The organism is Micromonospora sp. I033, assembly GCF_053890995.1.
In genome coordinates this window covers 12,995-30,947 of the sequence record NZ_JBSSLX010000006.1, presented here as the reverse complement: position 1 = coordinate 30,947, position 17,953 = coordinate 12,995, and the positions used below count along the sequence as shown (strand labels likewise).

Here is a 17,953-nt window from a genome sequence, read left to right as displayed (position 1 = left end):
CCAGTCTTCAGCCCCGAGAGACCGAACACGGCAAAAGTGTGAAAAGGCTCCCGGTGCCCCGCCAGTCCCCGGCTTTCGGACTGCTTGGGCTCACTGTCCCGCAGTGAGGATTGAAGATGGTGGAGCCCAGGGGACTTGAACCCCTAACCCCTGCCTTGCAAAGGCAGTGCTCTGCCAGTTGAGCTAGGGCCCCGAGGTGGGCGGATTCGCCCGGTGGCTGGCAGTCGGAGGCGGCGCGGTCAGCGCAGGTCGGGCGCGGTGGTCGCCTCGTGCCAGAGAGCGCGCTCGTCGTTCGACGCCTTGATCTTCTTGGCCACGACGGCGGCCACGCCGACGACGCTGGCCAGGATCAGGAGCTTCTTGAACATGGGCTTGACCCCTCGCGCTCGACTACCGTCGGACGATGTGCGGTGGGGCTAGCTGGAATCGAACCAGCGACCTCAGAGTTATCAGCTCTGCGCTCTAACCGACTGAGCTATAGCCCCGCGTAGCGACGAGCAAGGTTAACCCATCGCCGCCGTGCCGCCCAAATCGGGGGGCCGTGGCGGCGCGCTCACCCGCGCCATCATGAACCTACCCGGACATGCGACGCCGGGGCGACCGCTTTACGCGGTGCCCCGGCGTCGTCGTCAGGCTCAGTCCCGCTCGGCGAGCGTCAGCTCGATGCCGCCGACCAGGTCGGCGCAGACGTTGTAGACGAACGCGCCCAGCGTGGCCAGCGCGGTGAAGAGCACCACGTTGACCAGGCCGATCAGCGCGGAGCTGAGGATCACGCCCTTGGCCGTGATGCGGAAGCCGCCGCCGCCCTGGCCGCCGCCGGCGTTCACCAGGTCGGTGAGGCTGTCGTTGACGCTCTTGAACACGCCCATCGCGTCCAGGGCCAGGTAGAGCACCGAGGTGGCGACGACCACCACGATGAAGAGCACCACGGAGACCGCGAACGCGAACTTCATCACGGACCACGGGTCGATCCGCTTGAGGTTCAGCCGGGCCCGACGCGGCCCGCGCGACGCGGCCGAGCCGACCGAGGTACGCGCGGCGCGTACCGCCTCACCCACGCGGGCGGCCCCGACGGCGGCGGCGCCGCTGATGCCCGGCGGCAGGCCGCCCCCGTTGGCGGGGCGGCCCGTGGCGCCGGGACGGGCTCCGTCCGGCGACGGCTTCGGCGCGGTGCCCAGGCCGCCGCCGACGACCGGCTGCGTGGCGGTGGCGCCTGTGGACGGCCGGGCGGCCGCGGCCGGCTTGGCCGGCTGCGGGGTCGTGGCGGGCTTCGCCGCAGCCGGGGCGGCCAGCCCGTCGGCCGAGGTCGGGGCGTCGACCTTGGTCTCGGCCTGCTCGGACGGCCGCGAGTCCTCGCCGGGCTTGTCCGGCGGCGGGGTCATGCCGGGAGCCCGGGTGAACTTCGGGGCAGGCGCGTCGGCGGGGACCGTGGCCCGGCCCACGGCCGCGCGGCCGGTCGCTGGTGTACCGCCCTGTGCGGCCTCCTCGTCGACCGGGTTGGCCGAGGTCCCCTTGTTCCCCGACTTCGCCTGTGTCTCCGTCATCAACTAGTCCTGTTCGTCAGGCTCGTCGGCATTGCGAGCAATCGCCACGATAGTCACGCCGTCCGGGAGGTCCATCAGCTTGACCCCCATTGTGTTCCGGTCACGCGTACGGCGTACAGGCTTCACCGGAGTCCGGATGACGCCACCGTTGCTGGTGATCGCGAACAGCTCGTCGTCCGGGCTGATCACCACCGCGCCGACCAGACCACCGCGTCGCTCGGTGATCTTCGCAGTCAGCACGCCCTTACCTCCCCGGCCCTGCACCGGGTATTCCTCGATCGGGGTACGTTTCGCGTATCCCCCGTTCGTCGCGACCAGCACGTCCATTTCCATACCCTCGCGGACGACCTCCATCGCGAGCAGGACATCCTCCTCGCTGAACCGCATGCCGATCACGCCGGAGGTGGCCCGGCCCATCGGGCGCAGCGCCTCGTCGCTGGCGTTGAAGCGGATGGCCTGGGCGTTCTTCGAGACCAGCAGCAGGTCGTCCGTCGGGGCGACGAGGGCAGCACCGACCAGCTCGTCCTCATCGCGCAGGTTGATCGCGATGACTCCGCCGGAACGGTTGGAGTCGAACTCCTCGAGCCGCGTCTTCTTCACCAGGCCGTTCTTCGTGGCCAGTACCAGGTAGGGGGCCACCTGGTAGTTCGGGATTTCGATGATCTGCGCGATCTGCTCGTCCGCTTGGAAGGCGAGCAGATTGGCCACGTGCTGGCCCTTGGCCACCCTACTGGCTTCGGGAAGCTCGTACGCCTTGGCCCGGTAGACCCGGCCCTTGTTCGTGAAGAACAGGATCCAGTCGTGGGTGGAGCATACGAAGAAGTGGCTGACGATGTCGTCCTGCCGCAGCGTCGCCCCGCTGACGCCCTTGCCGCCCCGCCGCTGCGAGCGGTAGAGGTCGACCTTGGTGCGCTTGGCGTACCCGGTGCGGGTGATCGTGACGACCACGTCCTCGCGGGCGATGAGGTCCTCCATCGAGACCTCGCCGTCGAACGGCACGATCTTCGTGCGCCGGTCGTCGCCCCACTTGGCGACGATCTCGCCCAGTTCCTCGGAGACGATCCGCCGCTGCCGCTCGGGCTTGGCCAGGATGTCCTTGAGGTCGGCGATCTCCACCTCGAGCTTGGCCAGGTCGTCGAGGATCCGCTGCCGCTCCAGAGCGGCCAGCCGGCGCAGCTGCATGTCCAGGATCGCGGTCGCCTGGACCTCGTCGATGTCCAGCAGCCGGATGAGGCCCTGGCGGGCGTCCTCCACCGTGGGCGAGCGCCGGATCAGGGCGATCACCTCGTCGAGGGCGTCCAGCGCCTTGGCCAGACCGCGGAGGATGTGCGCCCGCTCCTCGGCCTTGCGCAGCCGGAACGCGGTCCGCCGGCGGATGACCTCGATCTGGTGCTCGACGTAGTAGCGGATGAACTGGGCCAGGTTGAGCGTGCGCGGGACGCCGTCGACAAGCGCCAGCATGTTGGCGCCGAAGGTCTCCTGGAGCTGGGTGTGCTTGTAGAGGTTGTTCAGCACCACCTTGGCGACCGCGTCGCGCTTGAGCACGAGGACGATCCGCATGCCGGTGCGACCGGAGGACTCGTCGCGGATGTCGGCGATGCCGGCGAGCTTGCCCTCCTTGATCAGCTCGGCGATCCGCTCGGCCAGGTTGTCCGGGTTGACCTGGTAGGGCAGCTCGCTGACCACCAGGGCCGGGCGGCCGCGCTTGTCCTCCTCGACCTCCACCACGGCGCGCATCCGGATCGAGCCGCGCCCGGTCCGGTAGGCGTCCTGGATGCCGGACTGACCGACGATCAGGCCGTGGGTCGGGAAGTCCGGGCCCTTGACGATCTCCAGCAGCGCCTCGAGGGTGGTGGCCTCGTCGGCCTCCGGGTTCTCCAGGCACCACTGCACGGCCGCGCCGATCTCGCGCAGGTTGTGCGGCGGGATCTTGGTGGCCATGCCGACCGCGATGCCCTCGGAGCCGTTGATCAGCAGGTTGGGGATGCGGGACGGCAGGATGGTGGGCTCCTTGGCCCGGCCGTCGTAGTTGTCCTGGAGGTCGACGGTGTCCTCGTCGATGTCCCGGAGCATCTCCATGGCCAGCGGGTCGAGCTTGCACTCGGTGTACCGCATGGCCGCGGCCGGGTCGTTGCCCGGCGAGCCGAAGTTGCCGTTGCCGTCGACAAGCGGGTAGCGCAGCGACCAGGGCTGCGCCATCCGGACCAGCGCGTCGTAGATGGCCGAGTCGCCGTGCGGGTGGAACTGACCCATCACGTCACCGACGACGCGGGAGCACTTCACGTAGCCGCGGTCCGGCCGGTAGCCGGAGTCGAACATGGCGTAGAGGATCTTGCGGTGGACCGGCTTGAGCCCGTCCCGGACGTCCGGCAGGGCACGCCCGACGATCACGCTCATCGCGTAGTCGAGGTACGAGCGCTGCATCTCGACCTCGAGGCCGACCGGCTCGATCCGGTCGTGAGCGACGACCGCGGCGAGTGTCTCCGGGGCCTCCGGCTCGTTCGGCGTGGACTCGGGAGTATCGGTCACTGTTAACCCTTATCAGACTCAGAGTCGTGTTCGTGCTGTGGATAACGGCTGTGGAAACCGGCCAGACTGTGGATAACTCTGTGGACCGCCGGGCCGGCCGGTGGATCTCCGGCCGACCCGGCCCGGTCCGTCAGATGTCCAGGAACCGCACGTCCTTGGCGTTGCGCTGGATGAACGACCGGCGCGCCTCGACGTCCTCACCCATCAACACGCTGAACAGCTCGTCGGCGGTTGCGGCGTCGTCGAGCGTCACCTGCCGCAGGGTGCGGGTGGCCGGGTTCATCGTGGTCTCCCACAGCTCGGGGTAGTTCATCTCACCGAGACCCTTGAACCGCTGGATGTCGTCCGGCCGGGCGTTGGGCTTCTTCTGCTGGCGCAGCGCGATGAGTCCGTCCCGCTCCCGGTCCGAGTACGCGTACTGCGCGTCGTCGCCCTTCTTGTTCCACTTGATCTTGTAGAGCGGCGGGGCGGCCAGGTAGACGTGGCCCAGCTCGACAAGCGGTCGCATGAAGCGGAAGAGCAGGGTGAGCAGCAGCGTCTGGATGTGCTGGCCGTCGACGTCGGCGTCGGCCATCAGCACGATCTTGTGGTAGCGCAGCTTCTCGATGTCGAAGTCGTCGTGGATGCCGGTGCCCAGCGCGGTGATGAGCGCCTGGACCTCGTTGTTCTTCAGCACCCGGTCGATCCGGGCCTTCTCCACGTTCAGGATCTTGCCGCGGATCGGCAGGATCGCCTGGGTACGCGGGTCGCGCCCCTGCTTGGCCGAGCCGCCGGCGGAGTCACCCTCGACGATGAACACCTCGGACTCGCGCGGGTCGGTGGACTGGCAGTCGGCCAGCTTGCCCGGCATCGAGCCGGACTCCAGCAGCGACTTCCGCCGGGCCAGCTTCCGCGCCTGCTGGGCGGCGATCCGGGCCCGGGCGGCCTGGGACGCCTTGGTGACGATGATCTTCGCCTCGGCCGGGTTCCGGTCGAACCAGTCGACAAGCGACTCGTTGCAGACCCGCTGCACGAAGCTCTTCACCGGGGTGTTGCCGAGCTTGGTCTTCGTCTGGCCCTCGAACTGCGGGTTGGTCAGCTTGACCGAGATGATCGCGGCCAGGCCCTCGCGGATGTCCTCACCGGAGAGCCGCTCGTCGCCCTTGAGCAGCTTCTTGTCCGCGCCGTAGCGGTTGACCACGCTGGTCAGCGCGGCCCGGAAGCCCTCCTCGTGGGTGCCGCCCTCGTGGGTGTTGATGTTGTTGGCGAAGGTGTAGACCGACTCGCCGTACGACTCGTTCCACTGCATGGCGATCTCGACCGACATGCCCTCCTCCTCGGACCCGAACTCGACCACCGTCTTGTGGATCGGGTTCTTCGAGGCGTTGAGGTGCCGGACGAAGTCGGCGATGCCGCCCTCGTAGTGGAAGGTGACCTCGCGCGGCTTGCCCTCCTCGGTCTCCGCCACCCGCTCGTCGAGCAGGTGGATGGTGAGGCCGCGGGTGAGGAAGGCCATCTCCTGCAGCCGGCGGTAGATGGTCTGGAAGTCGAAGTCGACGGTCTCGAAGACGTCCGGGTCGGGCCAGAAGGAGACCGCCGAACCGGTCCGGTCCGTCGGCTCGCCCTTCTCCAGCGCGGTCGGCTTGGAGTGGTGGTACTGCTGCCGCCAGACGAAGCCGTCCTTGTGGATCTCCACGGCCATCTTGGTGGAGAGCGCGTTCACCACCGAGACGCCGACGCCGTGCAGGCCGCCGGAGACCGCGTACGCCTTGCCGTCGAACTTGCCGCCCGCGTGCAGCACGGTCAGCGCGACCTCGACACCCGGCTTCTTCAGCTTCGGGTGGAGGTCGACCGGGAAGCCGCGCCCGTTGTCGGTGACCCGAACCCCGCCGTCGGCCAGCAGCACCACGTCGATGGTGTCGCAGTAGCCGGCCAGCGCCTCGTCCACCGCGTTGTCGACGACCTCCCACACGAGGTGGTGCAGGCCGCGTTCACCGGTGGACCCGATGTACATACCGGGCCGCTTCCGGACCGCCTCCAGACCCTCGAGAACGGTGATCGACTCGGCGCCGTACTTCTTGTTGTCCTCCGCTGCCACCCTCGGCCACTTTCTCGCACCGGCCGCGCCAGGGCGCGGGGCGCGGGTTCGGCGGACAGGACGCGACGTCGGCGCGCGCGGACCGGTCCGGATAATCTCCAGGTCACGGATCGCGTGCGCCGGTCGCCGCGGTTGCCCGCGGATCGCGATCGGCTCGACCCGATGCGGGACAATGATCAAGGGCCCTGGGGCCCCTGTCCGCCGCTCCGTGTCGGGTCTTTCGTCTCGCCGTCAATCTTACTCTGCGCAGCCGACCAAACCGCCACTCGGCACCCCCTGCGGGGCGGCTGAGATTGCCGTAGCGGGCCGAACCGTGCTGTCCGCGACTCCCCCTACACGCCAGGGCCTGATCGAGGGCGCGGCTGGCACCGGATCGGTATCGGCAGGTGGCCGACCGGGGGTCGCGGCGGGACCTGCCGTGCCGTACCTTTTGCGGCGCCGCCGCGGCGGTCTTGATCTTTCGCGGACGGAACCGGGACGATCGACCCGATCGGTCGGACAACGTGCTTGCTGAGAGGTGACGCCAGATGGGGCTGGACAACGTCGCGGTGCACTGGCCGCGGACCGGCCGCTTCTACGATCCGGTCGCGCCGGCCGAGTTCGTCGACTTCGGCGAAATCGTGGACATGCCACGCATCTCGGCGCCGACCGCCGCGCTCGCCGAGTTGATCGCGAAGACCGGCACGGTGCGGGCGACCGCGTACACCGAGCTGGTCGACCTCATCCTCGGCCTGGAGAATGTGCTCTACGCCACGGAGAACTCGGCGGAGGACGAGGACCCGGTGATCGATCCGGACGGCTGCTCCTGGATCGCCGACGGCGTGGAGAAGTTCGTGACCCGGCACCGCCCGTTCGGTGAGGCGGTCACCTTCGAGTCGGTGAGCGAGGTGCTGCGCTCGCTGCTCGGCGACGGGCGGCTGGCCGAGCAGCAGCTCCGCTGGCTGGACAGCCGGCTGGACAAGCTGCGCGACGAGAGCGGCGAGCCGCCGCAGTGGAACTTCACCTGCGCCGAGCTGAGCGTGCTCGCCGCCTTCTACCGGCGCTGCGCCGAGCGCGGCTTCGCGGTCTACGCCGACGCCTGACCCGGCTGCCCGGCGGCGCCGGGCTCAGCCGTCACGGCCCGGTTGGCCGCCGCGATCACCTCGGTCAGCACGGTGTGCAGGTGCCGCAGGTCCGCCAGCGGCAGGCCGAGCCGCTGCACGATCGCCGGCGGGATCCGCTCGGCCTGCGCCCGGAGGGCCTGCCCGCCGGGGGTGAGCGAGACGGCCAGGCTGCGCTCGTCCGACGCGTCCCGCTCCCGCCGCACGTAGCCGGCGGCTTCGAGCCGCTTCAACAGCGGTGACAGGGTGCCCGGGTCGAGCTGGAGCAGCCGGCTCAGCTCCCGCACGGACAGCGGCGCGTGCTGCCAGAGCGCCAGCATGACCAGGTACTGCGGGTGGGTGAGGCCCATCGGCTCCAGCAGCGGGCGGTAGACCGCGACGACACCGCGCGCGGCGACGGAGAGCGCGAAGCACACCTGCTGCTCCAGCGCCAGGGGATCGCCCTCGATCTGGTCCGCCACCCTCGTCCTCCTCGTCGTCGGTTGCGATCGTACCAATCATTGGTGTACCAATTGTTTGCACACCAATGGTACGTGGCCGGAGAGGGCGGGCGGATGAGCGACGACGAGCAGGTGGGCGACGCTTCCGGCAGGGGCGGTCGCCTCATGGGTTGGGTGTTCCGCAACCTCGCCGGCCCCTCCCAGGTGCAGGGCGCCGTGCAGGGCGGCTCACGGCTGGCCCGCGAGGCGTGGAAGCAGGACCTGGAGCGGCGCAAGCAGTGGAGCCGCGAGCAGCGGGAACTCAAGCGCGCCCAGCGGGAGGCCCGCCGCGCCGACCGGTGACGGTCAGCCGTAGGTGTCGCGGGGGCCGCGGCCGCGCACCCGGCGCGGGCCGCGCGACCACGAGGGCGCGGCCGGGCCGTGGATATGCAGCTTGCGCACCACGTTGTGGCCGACCTCGCTGGCGATCTGCTTGAGCAGCGAGCCGGCGAGCAGCCGCAGCTGGGTGGCCCAGGCCGTCGAGCGGGCCTCCACGGTCAGCTCGCCGTTCTCCAGCTTCACCGGGCGGCTGTGCTGCGCCACCTCCGGCCCGACCACCCGCTCCCAGGCGCCGAAGACCGTCGCCTCGGCCGCCGGCTGCTGCCAGCCGCGCGCCTTGACCAGCTTGTCCAGCACCGCGCCGAGCGGCTGCGGGTCGCGCGGGTCCGGCCCCGGACCCGAGTAGCCACGCAGCCGCTTCTCGCCGTCGCCACGGACCGCGCTGCGCCGCCGGGTGCCGGCCGCCGCCTGCCGGCGGGCCTTGGCCGCGTCCAGCACCGCCCGGGCCAGCTCCGGCCCGGACGCCCCCTCCGGCAGGTTCGCGCCGGCGTCGCCGCCCGGCTTCGCTTCCGACCCCTCCGGGGTACGCGCACCGCGTCCCGGCCCCAGCCGGGCGGGCGGGAGCTGCACCTCATCCGACACGGCGTACCGTCCCCTCGCCCACCGCGTACCGGGTGCCCCGCAGGGTCGCCGGCACGTCGTCGTCCACCGCGCAGGTCACCAGAAGCTGGCTCGCGCCGCCGACCAGCTCGGCCAGCCGCTCCCGCCGGCCGGCGTCCAGCTCGGCGAAGACGTCGTCCAGCACCAGCACCGGCTCGATCCCGTCGGCGCGCAGCAGGTCGTACCCGGCCAGCCGCAGCGCCAGCGCGTACGACCAGGACTCGCCGTGGCTGGCGTAGCCCTTGGCGGGCAGCGGGCCGAGGGTCAGCGCCAGGTCGTCCCGGTGCGGGCCGACCAGCGTGGTGCCCCGCTCGATCTCCGCCGCCCGGCTCGCGGTCAGCGCGGCGGCGAGCGCCTCGACCAGCGCCGCCCGGTCCGTGGTCGACTCGGGCAGCTCCACCGACGGCCGGTACGCGATCCCCGCCGCCCCCCTGCCCGCCGCCACCGCGTCGTACGCCTTCGCGACGTGCGGGGTCAGCGCGGCGACCAGCTCCAGCCGGCCGGCGAGCAGCTCCGCGCCGTGGTGCGCCAGGTGGGTGTCCCAGACGGCGAGGGTGGACAGGTCCCCGCCCCGGGAGCCGCCCGTCTTCCGGGCCAGGTACGCCGTCCGCAGCAGCGCGTTGCGCTGCTTGACCACCCGCTCGTAGTCGGCGCGCACGCCGGCGTACCGGGGCTGGCGGGTGACCAGCAGGTCGTCCAGGTAGCGGCGGCGCTCGGCCGGATCGCCGCGGACCAGCTCCAGGTCCTCCGGGGCGAAGAGCACCAGCCGCAGCGCGCCGAGCACGTCCCGGGCCCTACGGGCCGGCGAACGGCCCAGCCGGGCCCGGTTGGCCTTGCCCGGGACGATCTCCAGCTCGATCAGCAGCTCCCGGCCCTCGTGCACCACCGCGCAGCGGATCACCGCCGAGGTGGCGCCCATCCGGACCAGCGGGGCGTCCGTGGCGACCCGGTGCGAGTCCAGGGTCGCCACGTAGCCCAACGCCTCGACCAGGTTGGTCTTGCCGACGCCGTTCGCGCCGACCAGCACGTTCGGGCCCGGCTCCAGGTCGACGCCGACCCGCTCGTACGAGCGGAAGTCGACAAGTTCGAGCCGGCGGACGTACACAGGCTGTGGATACCGGTCAGCGCTTGCGGACGGCGTGCCCGCCGAACTGCTGGCGCAGCGCGGCGACGGCCTTCATGGCGGGCGAGTCGTCCTGCCGGGAGGCGAACCGGGCGAACAGCGAGGCGGTGATGACGTTCAGCGGCACGGCGAGCCGGACCGCCTCGTCGACCGTCCACCGGCCCTCGCCGGTGTCCTCGGTGTAGCCGCTCAGCTCGGCCAGCTCCGGGTCCTCGTCCAGCGCCCGGTCCAGCAGGTCGAGCAGCCAGGACCGGACCACGGTGCCCTCGCGCCAGGACTTGAAGACGCCCGGCACGTTGGTCACCAGCTCGGAGGCGGCCAGCAGCTCGTAGCCCTCGGCGTAGGCGTGCATCAGGCCGTACTCGATGCCGTTGTGCACCATCTTGGCGTAGTGGCCGGCGCCCACCGGGCCGGCGTGCACGAAGCCGAACTCGCCCGCCGGCTTGAGCGCCTCGAAGATCGGCATCAGCCGCTCGACGTGCTCCTGGGCGCCGCCGACCATCAGGGCGTACCCGTTCTGCTTGCCCCAGACGCCGCCGGAGACGCCGACGTCGATGTAGCCGATGCCCTGCTCGTTGAGGCGCTCGGCGCGCGGGGCGTCGTCGCTGAACCGGGAGTTCCCGCCGTCGATGATGATGTCGCCCTCGCCGAGGACGCCGGCGAGCTCGTCGATGGTGGCGTCGGTGACGCCGGCCGGAACCATCACCCAGACCGCGCGGGGCGACTCCAGCTTCTCGGCCAGCTCCGCGAGGCTCGCGACGTCGCTCAGCTCCGCGTTGCGGTCGTAGCCGACCACCTCGTGACCGGCGGCGCGCAACCGCTCGCGCATGTTGCCGCCCATCCGGCCGAGTCCTACCAGGCCGAGCTGCATCTGCTCCTACCTCCGTACGTCTGGGTGGTGCTGCCGTCGATCAGCGGGACACGCGGATCGGCATGATGAGGTACCGGTACCCCGGGATGACCTCGCCATCCTCGCCGGCGGGGGAAATCACCGCGGGCTTGAAGGCGTCGACGAACGCCAGCTGGGCGTACTGCGCGCCCAGGTTGCTCAGGCCGTCGATCAGGTACTGCGGGTTGAAGCCGATGGTCAGCGGGTCGCCGGTGAAGGTCGCCTCCATGGCCTCGCTGGCCCGGGCCTCCTCGGTGCCGCCGGCCTCGACCACCAGGCCGTCGGAGCTGAAGCTGAGCAGCACCGGGGTGGTGCGCTCGGCGACCAGGGCCACGCGCTTGACCACCTCGATGAGCGTGGCGACCGGAACCCGGGCCTCGGCGTTGTGGCTGGCCGGGAAGAGCGAGCGCACGGGCGGGTAGTTGGCCCCGTCGAGCAGCCGGCTGGTGGTCCGGCGGGTGCCGCCGGAGAAGCCGATCATGCCTTCGCCGGCGCCGCCCTGGGAGAGCGCCATGGTGACGTGGCCGCCCAGCGGGCCGAGAGCCTTGGCGGTGTCGTGCAGCGTGCGGGCGGGCACCAGCGCGTTGAGGCTGATCTCCGGGTCGTCCGGGTTCCACTCCATCTCGCGCAGGGCGAGGCGGTAGCGGTCGGTGGCGAGCATCGCCAGCGTGCTGCCGGACAGCTCGATCCGGACGCCGGTCATCATCGGCAGCGTCTCGTCGCGGCCGGCGGCCACGGCCACCTGGGCCACCGCGGCGGCGAAGGCGGCCGCGTCGACGGTGCCGGCGCTCTCCGGCATCTCCGGCAGGGTCGGGTAGTCCTCGACCGGCATGGTCGGCAGCGTGAACCGGGCACTGCCGCAGACCAGCTCCAGGTGCGCGCCCACGGCGGCGATGTCCACCGGCTTGGCCGGCAGCGCCTTGGTGATCTCGGCGAGCAGCCGGCCGGAGACCAGGGCGGCGCCGTCGGCGTCACCCTGCACCTCGACGGTGACCTGGCTGGAGACCTCGTAGTCGAAGCCGGAGACCTGGAGGTTGCCGTCGGTGACCCGGAGCATCACCCCGGCCAGCACCGGTACGGAAGGTCGGTTGGGCAGGCTCTTGGCGGTCCAGGCGACCGCCTCGGCGAGCGCGTCGCGCTCCACTCGGAACTTCATCAATGCCTCCGCGTCGACGTCAGCGACAACTCTCTCATGCCGACCGCTGCCACCCGTCCCGCCCGACCGTGCGGGTACCCATCGCACCTTAGGGCGCGTGGGCATCGGCTGTGCGCCCGACCCCGTGGATCCAGGTGCCCGGGCGACTGCCGGCGGCAGTGCTCCGGCCCGATCCACAGGAAGTCCAACGGTGATGATTGGTTTTTGTTGTTTAGAAGAGATAACTCATCGTCTTCATCGCACCTGTGCAAACTGTGGAGAACCCGCGTCCGCCCAGGTCAGACAGGTTATCCACCGGTGGTTTGGCTGTGGAGAACCAGGGGTACAACCCGTGTTCCGGTCCACAGCCGTCGCCAGCCGCCGGGTTGTCCACGGTTGTCCACCGGTTGTCCACCGCTAATCCACCGGGTTTCTCCCCAGTGTTGTGGACAGCGCCGACGGCGTCGACCGTCGTCATCCCCAGAACCTTCAACAGGTCGCCCACAGGCCGACCGTCGTCGGTGGACAACCGACGCGCTGTCCCCAGGCGTCCACAGCCTCGTCCCCAGGGGTTGTCCACAGTCTGTGGGTAACCGGCCGGAAACCGAGCGTGGTTTTCCACCGCCTGTGTCACAGGGGATGTGGACAACCGGGCCGAGGTGTGGATGAACACGACCCCGATCGTGGGCCCTGAAGCGGGTCGAGGGTCAAGCGCCGGCTCTCCACAGGCACGAAAAAGCCCGGCCGGTGGGCCCGGCCGGGCTCTCGCGTCCGCGTACGGGTCAGGTGGTCTGCTTGATCCGGTTGGTCAGCTCGGCGATCTGGTTGTAGAGCGAGCGGCGCTCCGCCATCTGCTGACGGATCTTCCGGTCGGCGTGCATGACGGTGGTGTGGTCCCGGCCGCCGAACGCCTGGCCGATCCGGGGCAGCGACAGGTCGGTCAGCTCCCGGCACAGGTACATGGCCACCTGGCGGGCGTTGACGAGCACCCGGGACCGGGAGTGGCCGCGCAGGTCCTCCAGGCTCACCCCGAAGTAGTCCGCGGTGGACACCATGATCTGGTCGGCGGTGATCTCCGGGCCGGCGCCGTCCGGGATGAAGTCCCGCAGCACCTCCTCGGCCAGCGACAGCTCCACCGACGAGCGGGTGAGGCTGGCGAACGCGGTGACCCGGATCAGCGCGCCCTCGAGTTCCCGGATCGAGTTCGACACCCGGGAGGCGATGAACTCCAGCACGTCCGGCGGGGCGAACAGCCGCTCCTGCGCCGCCTTCTTCTGCAGGATCGCGATCCGGGTCTCGAGGTCCGGCGGCTGGATGTCGGCCAGCAGCCCCCACTCGAACCGGGTGCGCAGCCGGTCCTCCAGTGTCGCCAGCTGCTTCGGCGAGCGGTCGGAGGTGATCACGATCTGCTTGTTGGCGTTGTGCAGGGTGTTGAAGGTGTGGAAGAACTCCTCCTGGGTCCGCTCCCGGTTCTCCAGGAACTGGATGTCGTCGATCAGGAGGATGTCCACGTCCCGGTAGCGACGCTGGAACGCGCTGGTCTTGTCGTCGCGCAGGGAGTTGATGAAGTCGTTGGTGAACTCCTCGGTCGAGACGTAGCGGACCGAGCGGGCGTTGCCCAGCGTCGTGGCGTAGTGCCCGATGGCGTGCAGCAGGTGGGTCTTGCCCAGCCCGGAACTGCCGTAGATGAAGAGCGGGTTGTACGCCTTCGCCGGCGACTCGGCCACCGCGACGCTCGCCGCGTGGGCGAAGCGGTTGGACGAGCCGATGACGAACGTCTCGAACATGTACTTCGGGTTGAGCCGGTTGCCGCCGCTCTCCGCCCCGCCGGGCAGCCGCCGGTCGGCCTGGCCGCCCGGGCGGTGGTGGTCCGGGCCGCCGCGGCCGGGACCGCTGTCCGTGGCGCCGTCCCGGGGCAGTCCGCGCAGCGGTGCGGGGTCGGCCGGGCCGGGCGTTTCGCGGTAGCGGGGCTCGTAGCCGCCGGCGTCGGGCGCGGGCGGCTCGACCCGGGGCCGCTCGTCGAAGGCGCGGCGCTCGGGAGCGGCGCGCAGCGGCTCGGCGAAGGCCGCACTGAACAGCGTGTCCTGCCCGTCCCGGCTGGCCGGGATCACCTGCGGCCGGGTGCCGTCGGCGGTCCGCTGCCGGGGGGCCGGCTCCTCGGCCGGCGGCTCCGGGCGCGGATCGGCGTACGCCGCGGCCTCCGGCCGGGCCGAGGGGAATCCCAGCTGGGGGAAGCCGGGCGCGGTCTCCGCCGGGCCGGGCTGGTCGAAGCCGGCGAGCAGGTCCGCGGGACCGTCGGGCTCGGCGAGCGGCTCCGGGCCGCTGCGGTAGACGGTGCCGGCCGGGCGGCCGCCCGGGTCCTCGGCGACGCGCACGGTGACGGCGACCTGGATGGGCCGGCCGAGCCGGCGGCTCAACGCCTCGGTGATGGCCGGGCGGAGCCGGGACTCGATCACGTCCCGGGTGAACGCGTCCGGGACGGAGAGCAGCGCGGTGTCCTCGACGATCGCCCGCAGCCCGGTCAACCGGAGGTACGCCCGCTGCTGCGCAGAGATGATCTCGTCGGCGAGTTCGTCGGTCGTCGCCGTCCACACCGCGGCAAGGTCGGTCGAACCGGTCACCGTCGTGCCACCCCCCTCGCCTCTCCTCACGCCCGCCCGGACGGCTGACCGGTCGTCATCCACAAGTTATCCACAGCCTGTGTGTACCGACCGATTGTGGCCGCCCACCGGACGCGGGTCGGACCTGCCCCCCTGGTTCCCGGAGGCGCTGAAGCGGGTTCACCGTGCCGAACGATTCACTACCTTGTCCGGTCTTGCCGGTCAGCGACAATCCGAACCCCCGACGCTGACCGCAATCGGGCACGCTAACAGCGCGGACCCCGCGCCATCAACCGTCGACACCGGGGCAGCTCTGTCAACATCAGTGAAAACCGCCCCTTCGGTCGCGCTTCCGGCGCTGGTCGGGGCCGGGGTGTGAGGTTTGACGGTCATTGCCCCCCTGCGTAGGCTGGAGCGGCTGCTCTCTCGCCCTCTGCTAGGGTGATGGGTGCTTGCTGCCCGCGGCCTCCCCGCATCGCCGAGGACCCGCGCCGCAGAGCAGCACCGATCGGAGGCCACCGCCGAGGTGGCCTGGACCACCACACGACCCCGGGCGATCCCCCGCGCGGGGCGTACGACAACGGAGAGCCTGACGTGAGCAAGCGCACCTACCAGCCGAACAACCGCCGGCGCGCGAAGACCCACGGCTTCCGGCTGCGCATGCGCACCCGTGCCGGCCGCGCCATCATCTCGACCCGTCGCGCCAAGGGCCGCGCCCGCCTGTCGGCCTGAGGCCGACCGGTCCGGTCCGGGGACGTGGGCAGTCGTGCTGGCCGCCGCGCAGCGACTGCGGCGCAGTAGCGACTTCGCCGCAGCGGTCCGGGGTGGCCGACGCGTCGGCCGTGGCGCCGTCGTGGTGCACCTGACCCTCCCCGAGCAGACCGGACCCACCGCGACAACCTCGCCGGAGCCGGCGCGGAGCAGCGGTGCGGAGACCTCCGCACCCCGCCGCGCCGGCTTCGTCGTGTCCAAGGCCGTCGGCAACGCCGTGGTCCGGAACAAGGTCCGCCGTCGCCTCCGCCACCTCGTCCGCGAGCGGCTGGCCGACCTGCCCGCCGGCAGCACCCTGGTCGTACGCGCCCTGCCGCAGGCCGCCGAGGCGTCGTACGCCCGGCTCGGGGGCGACCTGGACGCCGCTCTCGCCGCCGCACGCTCTCCCCGGGGCCGGCGGTCCCGGTGACCGAGCACACTGCCCCGCCGCGGCCGTCTGCCGGTGCCCGCATGCTGTTGGCGCCCATCATCGCGTACCGTCGGTGGATAAGTCCGGCACTGCCGGCCCGCTGCCGGTTCTATCCGTCGTGCAGTGCCTACGCCGTCGAGGCGGTGTCCCGGCACGGTGCGCTGCGGGGAGCCTGGCTGACGGTCCGGCGGCTGTCGCGCTGCCACCCCTTCCACCCTGGTGGACACGACCCGGTGCCGGAGCCGGGCGGCCGCCGCCGTTCCGACGTGACTGGAGCCTGAGTGTTTAGTCTCGACTGGATCTACTACGCGATCTCGTGGATCCTGCTGACCTGGCACTCGGCCTGGGACGCCATCGGGGTTCCGGTCGAGGCCGTGCTCGGCACGAACTGGGCCTGGATCCTCGCCATCATCTTCCTGGTGGTGACGGTCCGGGTGATCCTGTTCCCGGTCTTCGTCAAGCAGATCAAGTCCCAGCGGGCCATGCAGGCGCTCCAGCCCAAGGTCAAGGAGCTCCAGGAGAAGCACAAGGGTGACCGGGAGACGCTCCAGAAGGAGATGATGGAGCTCTACCGGAAGGAAAAGGCCAACCCGCTGATGGGCTGCCTTCCGATGTTCCTCCAGATCCCGGTCTTCCTGGGCCTGTTCCACACGCTCAAGCGGCTCAACCCGGACAACCAGGGCAAGACCCTCTACGGCTGGACCGTCGACCAGTTCAACAGCGCCTCGAGCGCGAAGCTCTTCACCGCCCCGATCTCCGGGAAGTTCGGCTCCACCGCGGCCGAGATGGCGTCGCTCGGTGCGAACCTCACCACCGTGAAGATCGTCGCCGGCGTGCTGGTCTGCATCATGATCGTGACGACCTACCTGACCAGCCGGCAGATGATCCTCAAGACCGGTTGGGCGGAGGACCCGCAGCAGCGCATGGTGCAGCGGCTGATGCTCTACGGCATCCCGGTGTCGCTGCTGATCTCCGGCGCGATCTTCCCGATCGGTGTGATCATCTACTGGGTCACCAACAACCTCTTCACCCTCGGCCAGCAGCAGTGGGTGCTGCGCAAGTTCCCGCCGCTGGTGCCGGCGAAGAGCAGCACCGCCGGTAAGACCACCGGCGGCAAGGCCGCCGCCCAGCCGGCCAAGACCGGTGGCCTGCTCGGCCGCAAGACCGCCCAGCCGGCCGCCAAGGCCCCCGTCGCCGCCCCCAAGGTGGCTGGCCCGAAGCCCGGCGCCAAGCCGGTCAACCCGAAGAAGGGTGGCGGCCGGCCCGTCAAGCGACAGGGCTGAGCCCCGCCGGGCCGCCGCCGGAGACCCGGTGGCGGCCCGTTCCGGCCCCCGAGCTGCCACCTGAGAGGTCGGCGCCGGGCCGGAACCGCCGCGCGGAGCGCGGTCACGGGCGAAACTGGCCCGTACAGACGTGCCCGAGGGCACCGGCGAACCTCCCGCCGGCCCCGGGAGACCAGCGGACCCGACGGTCCGGCCGAGCGAGTACGGAGATGAGACCGTGACCGACACCAGCATCCCCAGCGCCGACCAGTCCCTGGACGAGGAGGTCGCGCCGGCCGCCACCAGCGACGAGGCCGAGGAGCCCCAGGCCGAGGCCCGGGAGAAGAAGGCCCCCGCCGACAGCGACCTGTTCCGGCAGAGCGAGATCGCCGCCGACTACGTCGAGGGCCTGCTCGACATCCTCGACTACGACGGCGACATCGACGAGCTGGTCTCCGGTGGCCGCCCGGTCGTCGAGGTGGTCGGCGACCGCCTGCAGAACCTGGTCGGCCAGCGCGGCGCCACCCTGGAGGCGCTCCAGGAGCTGGCCCGGCTGGCGGTGTTCCGGCAGACCGGTTCGCCGAGCCGCCTGCTGCTCGACGTGGGTGGCTACCGCGGCGCCCGGCGCAAGGAGCTGGCCGCCGTCGCCAAGAACGCGGTGGAGAAGGTGAAGGAGTACGGCGAGCCGGTGCGCCTGGAGCCGATGTCCGCGTTCGAGCGCAAGTGCGTGCACGACGTGGTCAACGCGATGACCGGTGTGGAGAGCGAGTCCGAGGGCGTCGAGCCGAACCGCCGGATCATCGTCCGGCCGGTGTCGGACTGACGTAGGTGGCCTCCGACGAGACGACGGCGGGTGCCGTGGCCGGCCCGGGTGGTACGCCGCCCGGGCCGTCGCCTGTCCACCCCGACCCGGCCGTCGACCCGGTCTTCTCCGAGGGCGGCGCTCCGGCCCACCCCTCGGCTCCGGCCACACCCGCGGCCCCGGTCAACCCGGCCTTCTCCGGTGAGCCGGGACCTTCCGGGGCGCGGGGTCTTTCCGATGGGTCGGACCTGTCCGGCGAGCCCGTGCCGGCGACGGAAGCGCTCGTCGTCGGAG

General features: G+C 71.1%; 18 protein-coding genes and 2 tRNA genes. 7 read left to right on the top strand and 13 right to left on the bottom strand.

What is annotated here, in order from left to right; genetic code table 11:
- Positions 1-117: 117 nt before the first annotated feature.
- The 6 genes from ACW0Q9_RS02070 to gyrB all read right to left on the bottom strand — a co-directional run bounded on the left by ACW0Q9_RS02070 (position 118) and on the right by gyrB (position 6,150).
- Positions 118-193: transfer RNA gene (locus ACW0Q9_RS02070), tRNA-Ala, on the bottom strand.
- 46 nt (positions 194-239) lie between these two features.
- The gene (locus tag ACW0Q9_RS02065; protein ID WP_357331877.1) at positions 240-368 is read right to left on the bottom strand and encodes a DLW-39 family protein; all 129 of its coding nucleotides are present in this window, start codon (positions 366-368) and stop codon (positions 240-242) included.
- Between the two features lie 43 nt (positions 369-411).
- A tRNA-Ile gene (locus tag ACW0Q9_RS02060) sits at positions 412-485 on the bottom strand.
- Positions 486-635: 150 nt separating this feature from the next.
- Positions 636-1,544 (bottom strand): DUF3566 domain-containing protein, encoded by a 909-nt coding sequence (locus tag ACW0Q9_RS02055; RefSeq protein ID WP_456178066.1) that lies wholly within the window; start codon positions 1,542-1,544, stop codon positions 636-638.
- A gap of 3 nt (positions 1,545-1,547) precedes the next feature.
- A complete protein-coding gene (gene gyrA, locus ACW0Q9_RS02050; RefSeq protein WP_456178064.1) occupies positions 1,548-4,073 on the bottom strand; it encodes a DNA gyrase subunit A in 2,526 nt (841 codons plus the stop codon).
- A 130-nt stretch (positions 4,074-4,203) separates the two neighbouring features.
- Entirely contained in the window at positions 4,204-6,150 is a 1,947-nt protein-coding gene (gene gyrB, locus ACW0Q9_RS02045) for a DNA topoisomerase (ATP-hydrolyzing) subunit B (protein ID WP_456178062.1), read from the bottom strand.
- 527 nt (positions 6,151-6,677) lie between these two features.
- On the opposite strand from gyrB, the gene ACW0Q9_RS02040 reads away from it, so the two are divergent.
- Complete coding sequence (locus ACW0Q9_RS02040; protein WP_456178060.1) at positions 6,678-7,232, top strand: hypothetical protein; 555 nt, start codon at positions 6,678-6,680, stop codon at positions 7,230-7,232.
- Here the strand turns inward: ACW0Q9_RS02040 and ACW0Q9_RS02035 are convergent.
- Positions 7,217-7,711, bottom strand: a complete 495-nt coding sequence (locus tag ACW0Q9_RS02035; protein ID WP_456178058.1) for a MarR family winged helix-turn-helix transcriptional regulator — start codon at positions 7,709-7,711, stop codon at positions 7,217-7,219. The two genes, ACW0Q9_RS02040 and ACW0Q9_RS02035, sit on opposite strands and share 16 nt — an antisense overlap.
- A 93-nt stretch (positions 7,712-7,804) precedes the next feature.
- Between ACW0Q9_RS02035 and ACW0Q9_RS02030 the strand changes: the two genes are divergently transcribed.
- Complete coding sequence (locus ACW0Q9_RS02030) at positions 7,805-8,032, top strand: hypothetical protein (protein WP_456178056.1); 228 nt, start codon at positions 7,805-7,807, stop codon at positions 8,030-8,032.
- A gap of 3 nt (positions 8,033-8,035) precedes the next feature.
- On the opposite strand, the gene ACW0Q9_RS02025 is transcribed toward ACW0Q9_RS02030, so the two are convergent.
- The 6 genes from ACW0Q9_RS02025 to dnaA all read right to left on the bottom strand — a co-directional run bounded on the left by ACW0Q9_RS02025 (position 8,036) and on the right by dnaA (position 14,436).
- The gene (locus ACW0Q9_RS02025) at positions 8,036-8,650 is read right to left on the bottom strand and encodes a DUF721 domain-containing protein (protein WP_456178054.1); all 615 of its coding nucleotides are present in this window, start codon (positions 8,648-8,650) and stop codon (positions 8,036-8,038) included.
- Entirely contained in the window at positions 8,640-9,773 is a 1,134-nt protein-coding gene (gene recF, locus ACW0Q9_RS02020) for a DNA replication/repair protein RecF (RefSeq protein ID WP_456178053.1), read from the bottom strand. The genes ACW0Q9_RS02025 and recF overlap by 11 nt, the downstream gene beginning before the upstream one ends.
- Before the next feature lie 16 nt (positions 9,774-9,789).
- The gene (gnd, locus tag ACW0Q9_RS02015) at positions 9,790-10,662 is read right to left on the bottom strand and encodes a phosphogluconate dehydrogenase (NAD(+)-dependent, decarboxylating) (protein WP_456178051.1); all 873 of its coding nucleotides are present in this window, start codon (positions 10,660-10,662) and stop codon (positions 9,790-9,792) included.
- A 40-nt stretch (positions 10,663-10,702) separates the two neighbouring features.
- On the bottom strand, positions 10,703-11,836 hold the full coding sequence (gene dnaN / locus ACW0Q9_RS02010; RefSeq protein ID WP_456178050.1) for a DNA polymerase III subunit beta: 1,134 nt from the start codon (positions 11,834-11,836) through the stop codon (positions 10,703-10,705).
- Positions 11,837-12,047: 211 nt separating this feature from the next.
- Entirely contained in the window at positions 12,048-12,320 is a 273-nt protein-coding gene (locus tag ACW0Q9_RS02005) for a hypothetical protein (RefSeq protein ID WP_456178049.1), read from the bottom strand.
- A gap of 277 nt (positions 12,321-12,597) precedes the next feature.
- Entirely contained in the window at positions 12,598-14,436 is a 1,839-nt protein-coding gene (gene dnaA, locus ACW0Q9_RS02000; protein ID WP_456178048.1) for a chromosomal replication initiator protein DnaA, read from the bottom strand.
- Positions 14,437-15,009: 573 nt separating this feature from the next.
- Here dnaA and rpmH point away from each other — a divergent pair.
- The 5 genes from rpmH (at position 15,010) to ACW0Q9_RS01975 (ending at position 17,680) form a co-directional block, all read left to right on the top strand.
- The gene (gene rpmH, locus ACW0Q9_RS01995) at positions 15,010-15,147 is read left to right on the top strand and encodes a 50S ribosomal protein L34 (RefSeq protein WP_013736606.1); all 138 of its coding nucleotides are present in this window, start codon (positions 15,010-15,012) and stop codon (positions 15,145-15,147) included.
- A gap of 34 nt (positions 15,148-15,181) precedes the next feature.
- Positions 15,182-15,595 (top strand): ribonuclease P protein component, encoded by a 414-nt coding sequence (gene rnpA, locus ACW0Q9_RS01990; protein WP_456178047.1) that lies wholly within the window; start codon positions 15,182-15,184, stop codon positions 15,593-15,595.
- A gap of 41 nt (positions 15,596-15,636) precedes the next feature.
- Positions 15,637-15,876: a membrane protein insertion efficiency factor YidD gene (yidD, locus tag ACW0Q9_RS01985; RefSeq protein ID WP_222866071.1), complete on the top strand. Its 240-nt coding sequence runs from the start codon at positions 15,637-15,639 to the stop codon at positions 15,874-15,876.
- Complete coding sequence (gene yidC, locus ACW0Q9_RS01980) at positions 15,877-16,878, top strand: membrane protein insertase YidC (RefSeq protein WP_456178045.1); 1,002 nt, start codon at positions 15,877-15,879, stop codon at positions 16,876-16,878.
- A gap of 217 nt (positions 16,879-17,095) precedes the next feature.
- On the top strand, positions 17,096-17,680 hold the full coding sequence (locus ACW0Q9_RS01975; protein ID WP_456178043.1) for a Jag family protein: 585 nt from the start codon (positions 17,096-17,098) through the stop codon (positions 17,678-17,680).
- Positions 17,681-17,953: the final 273 nt, after the last annotated feature.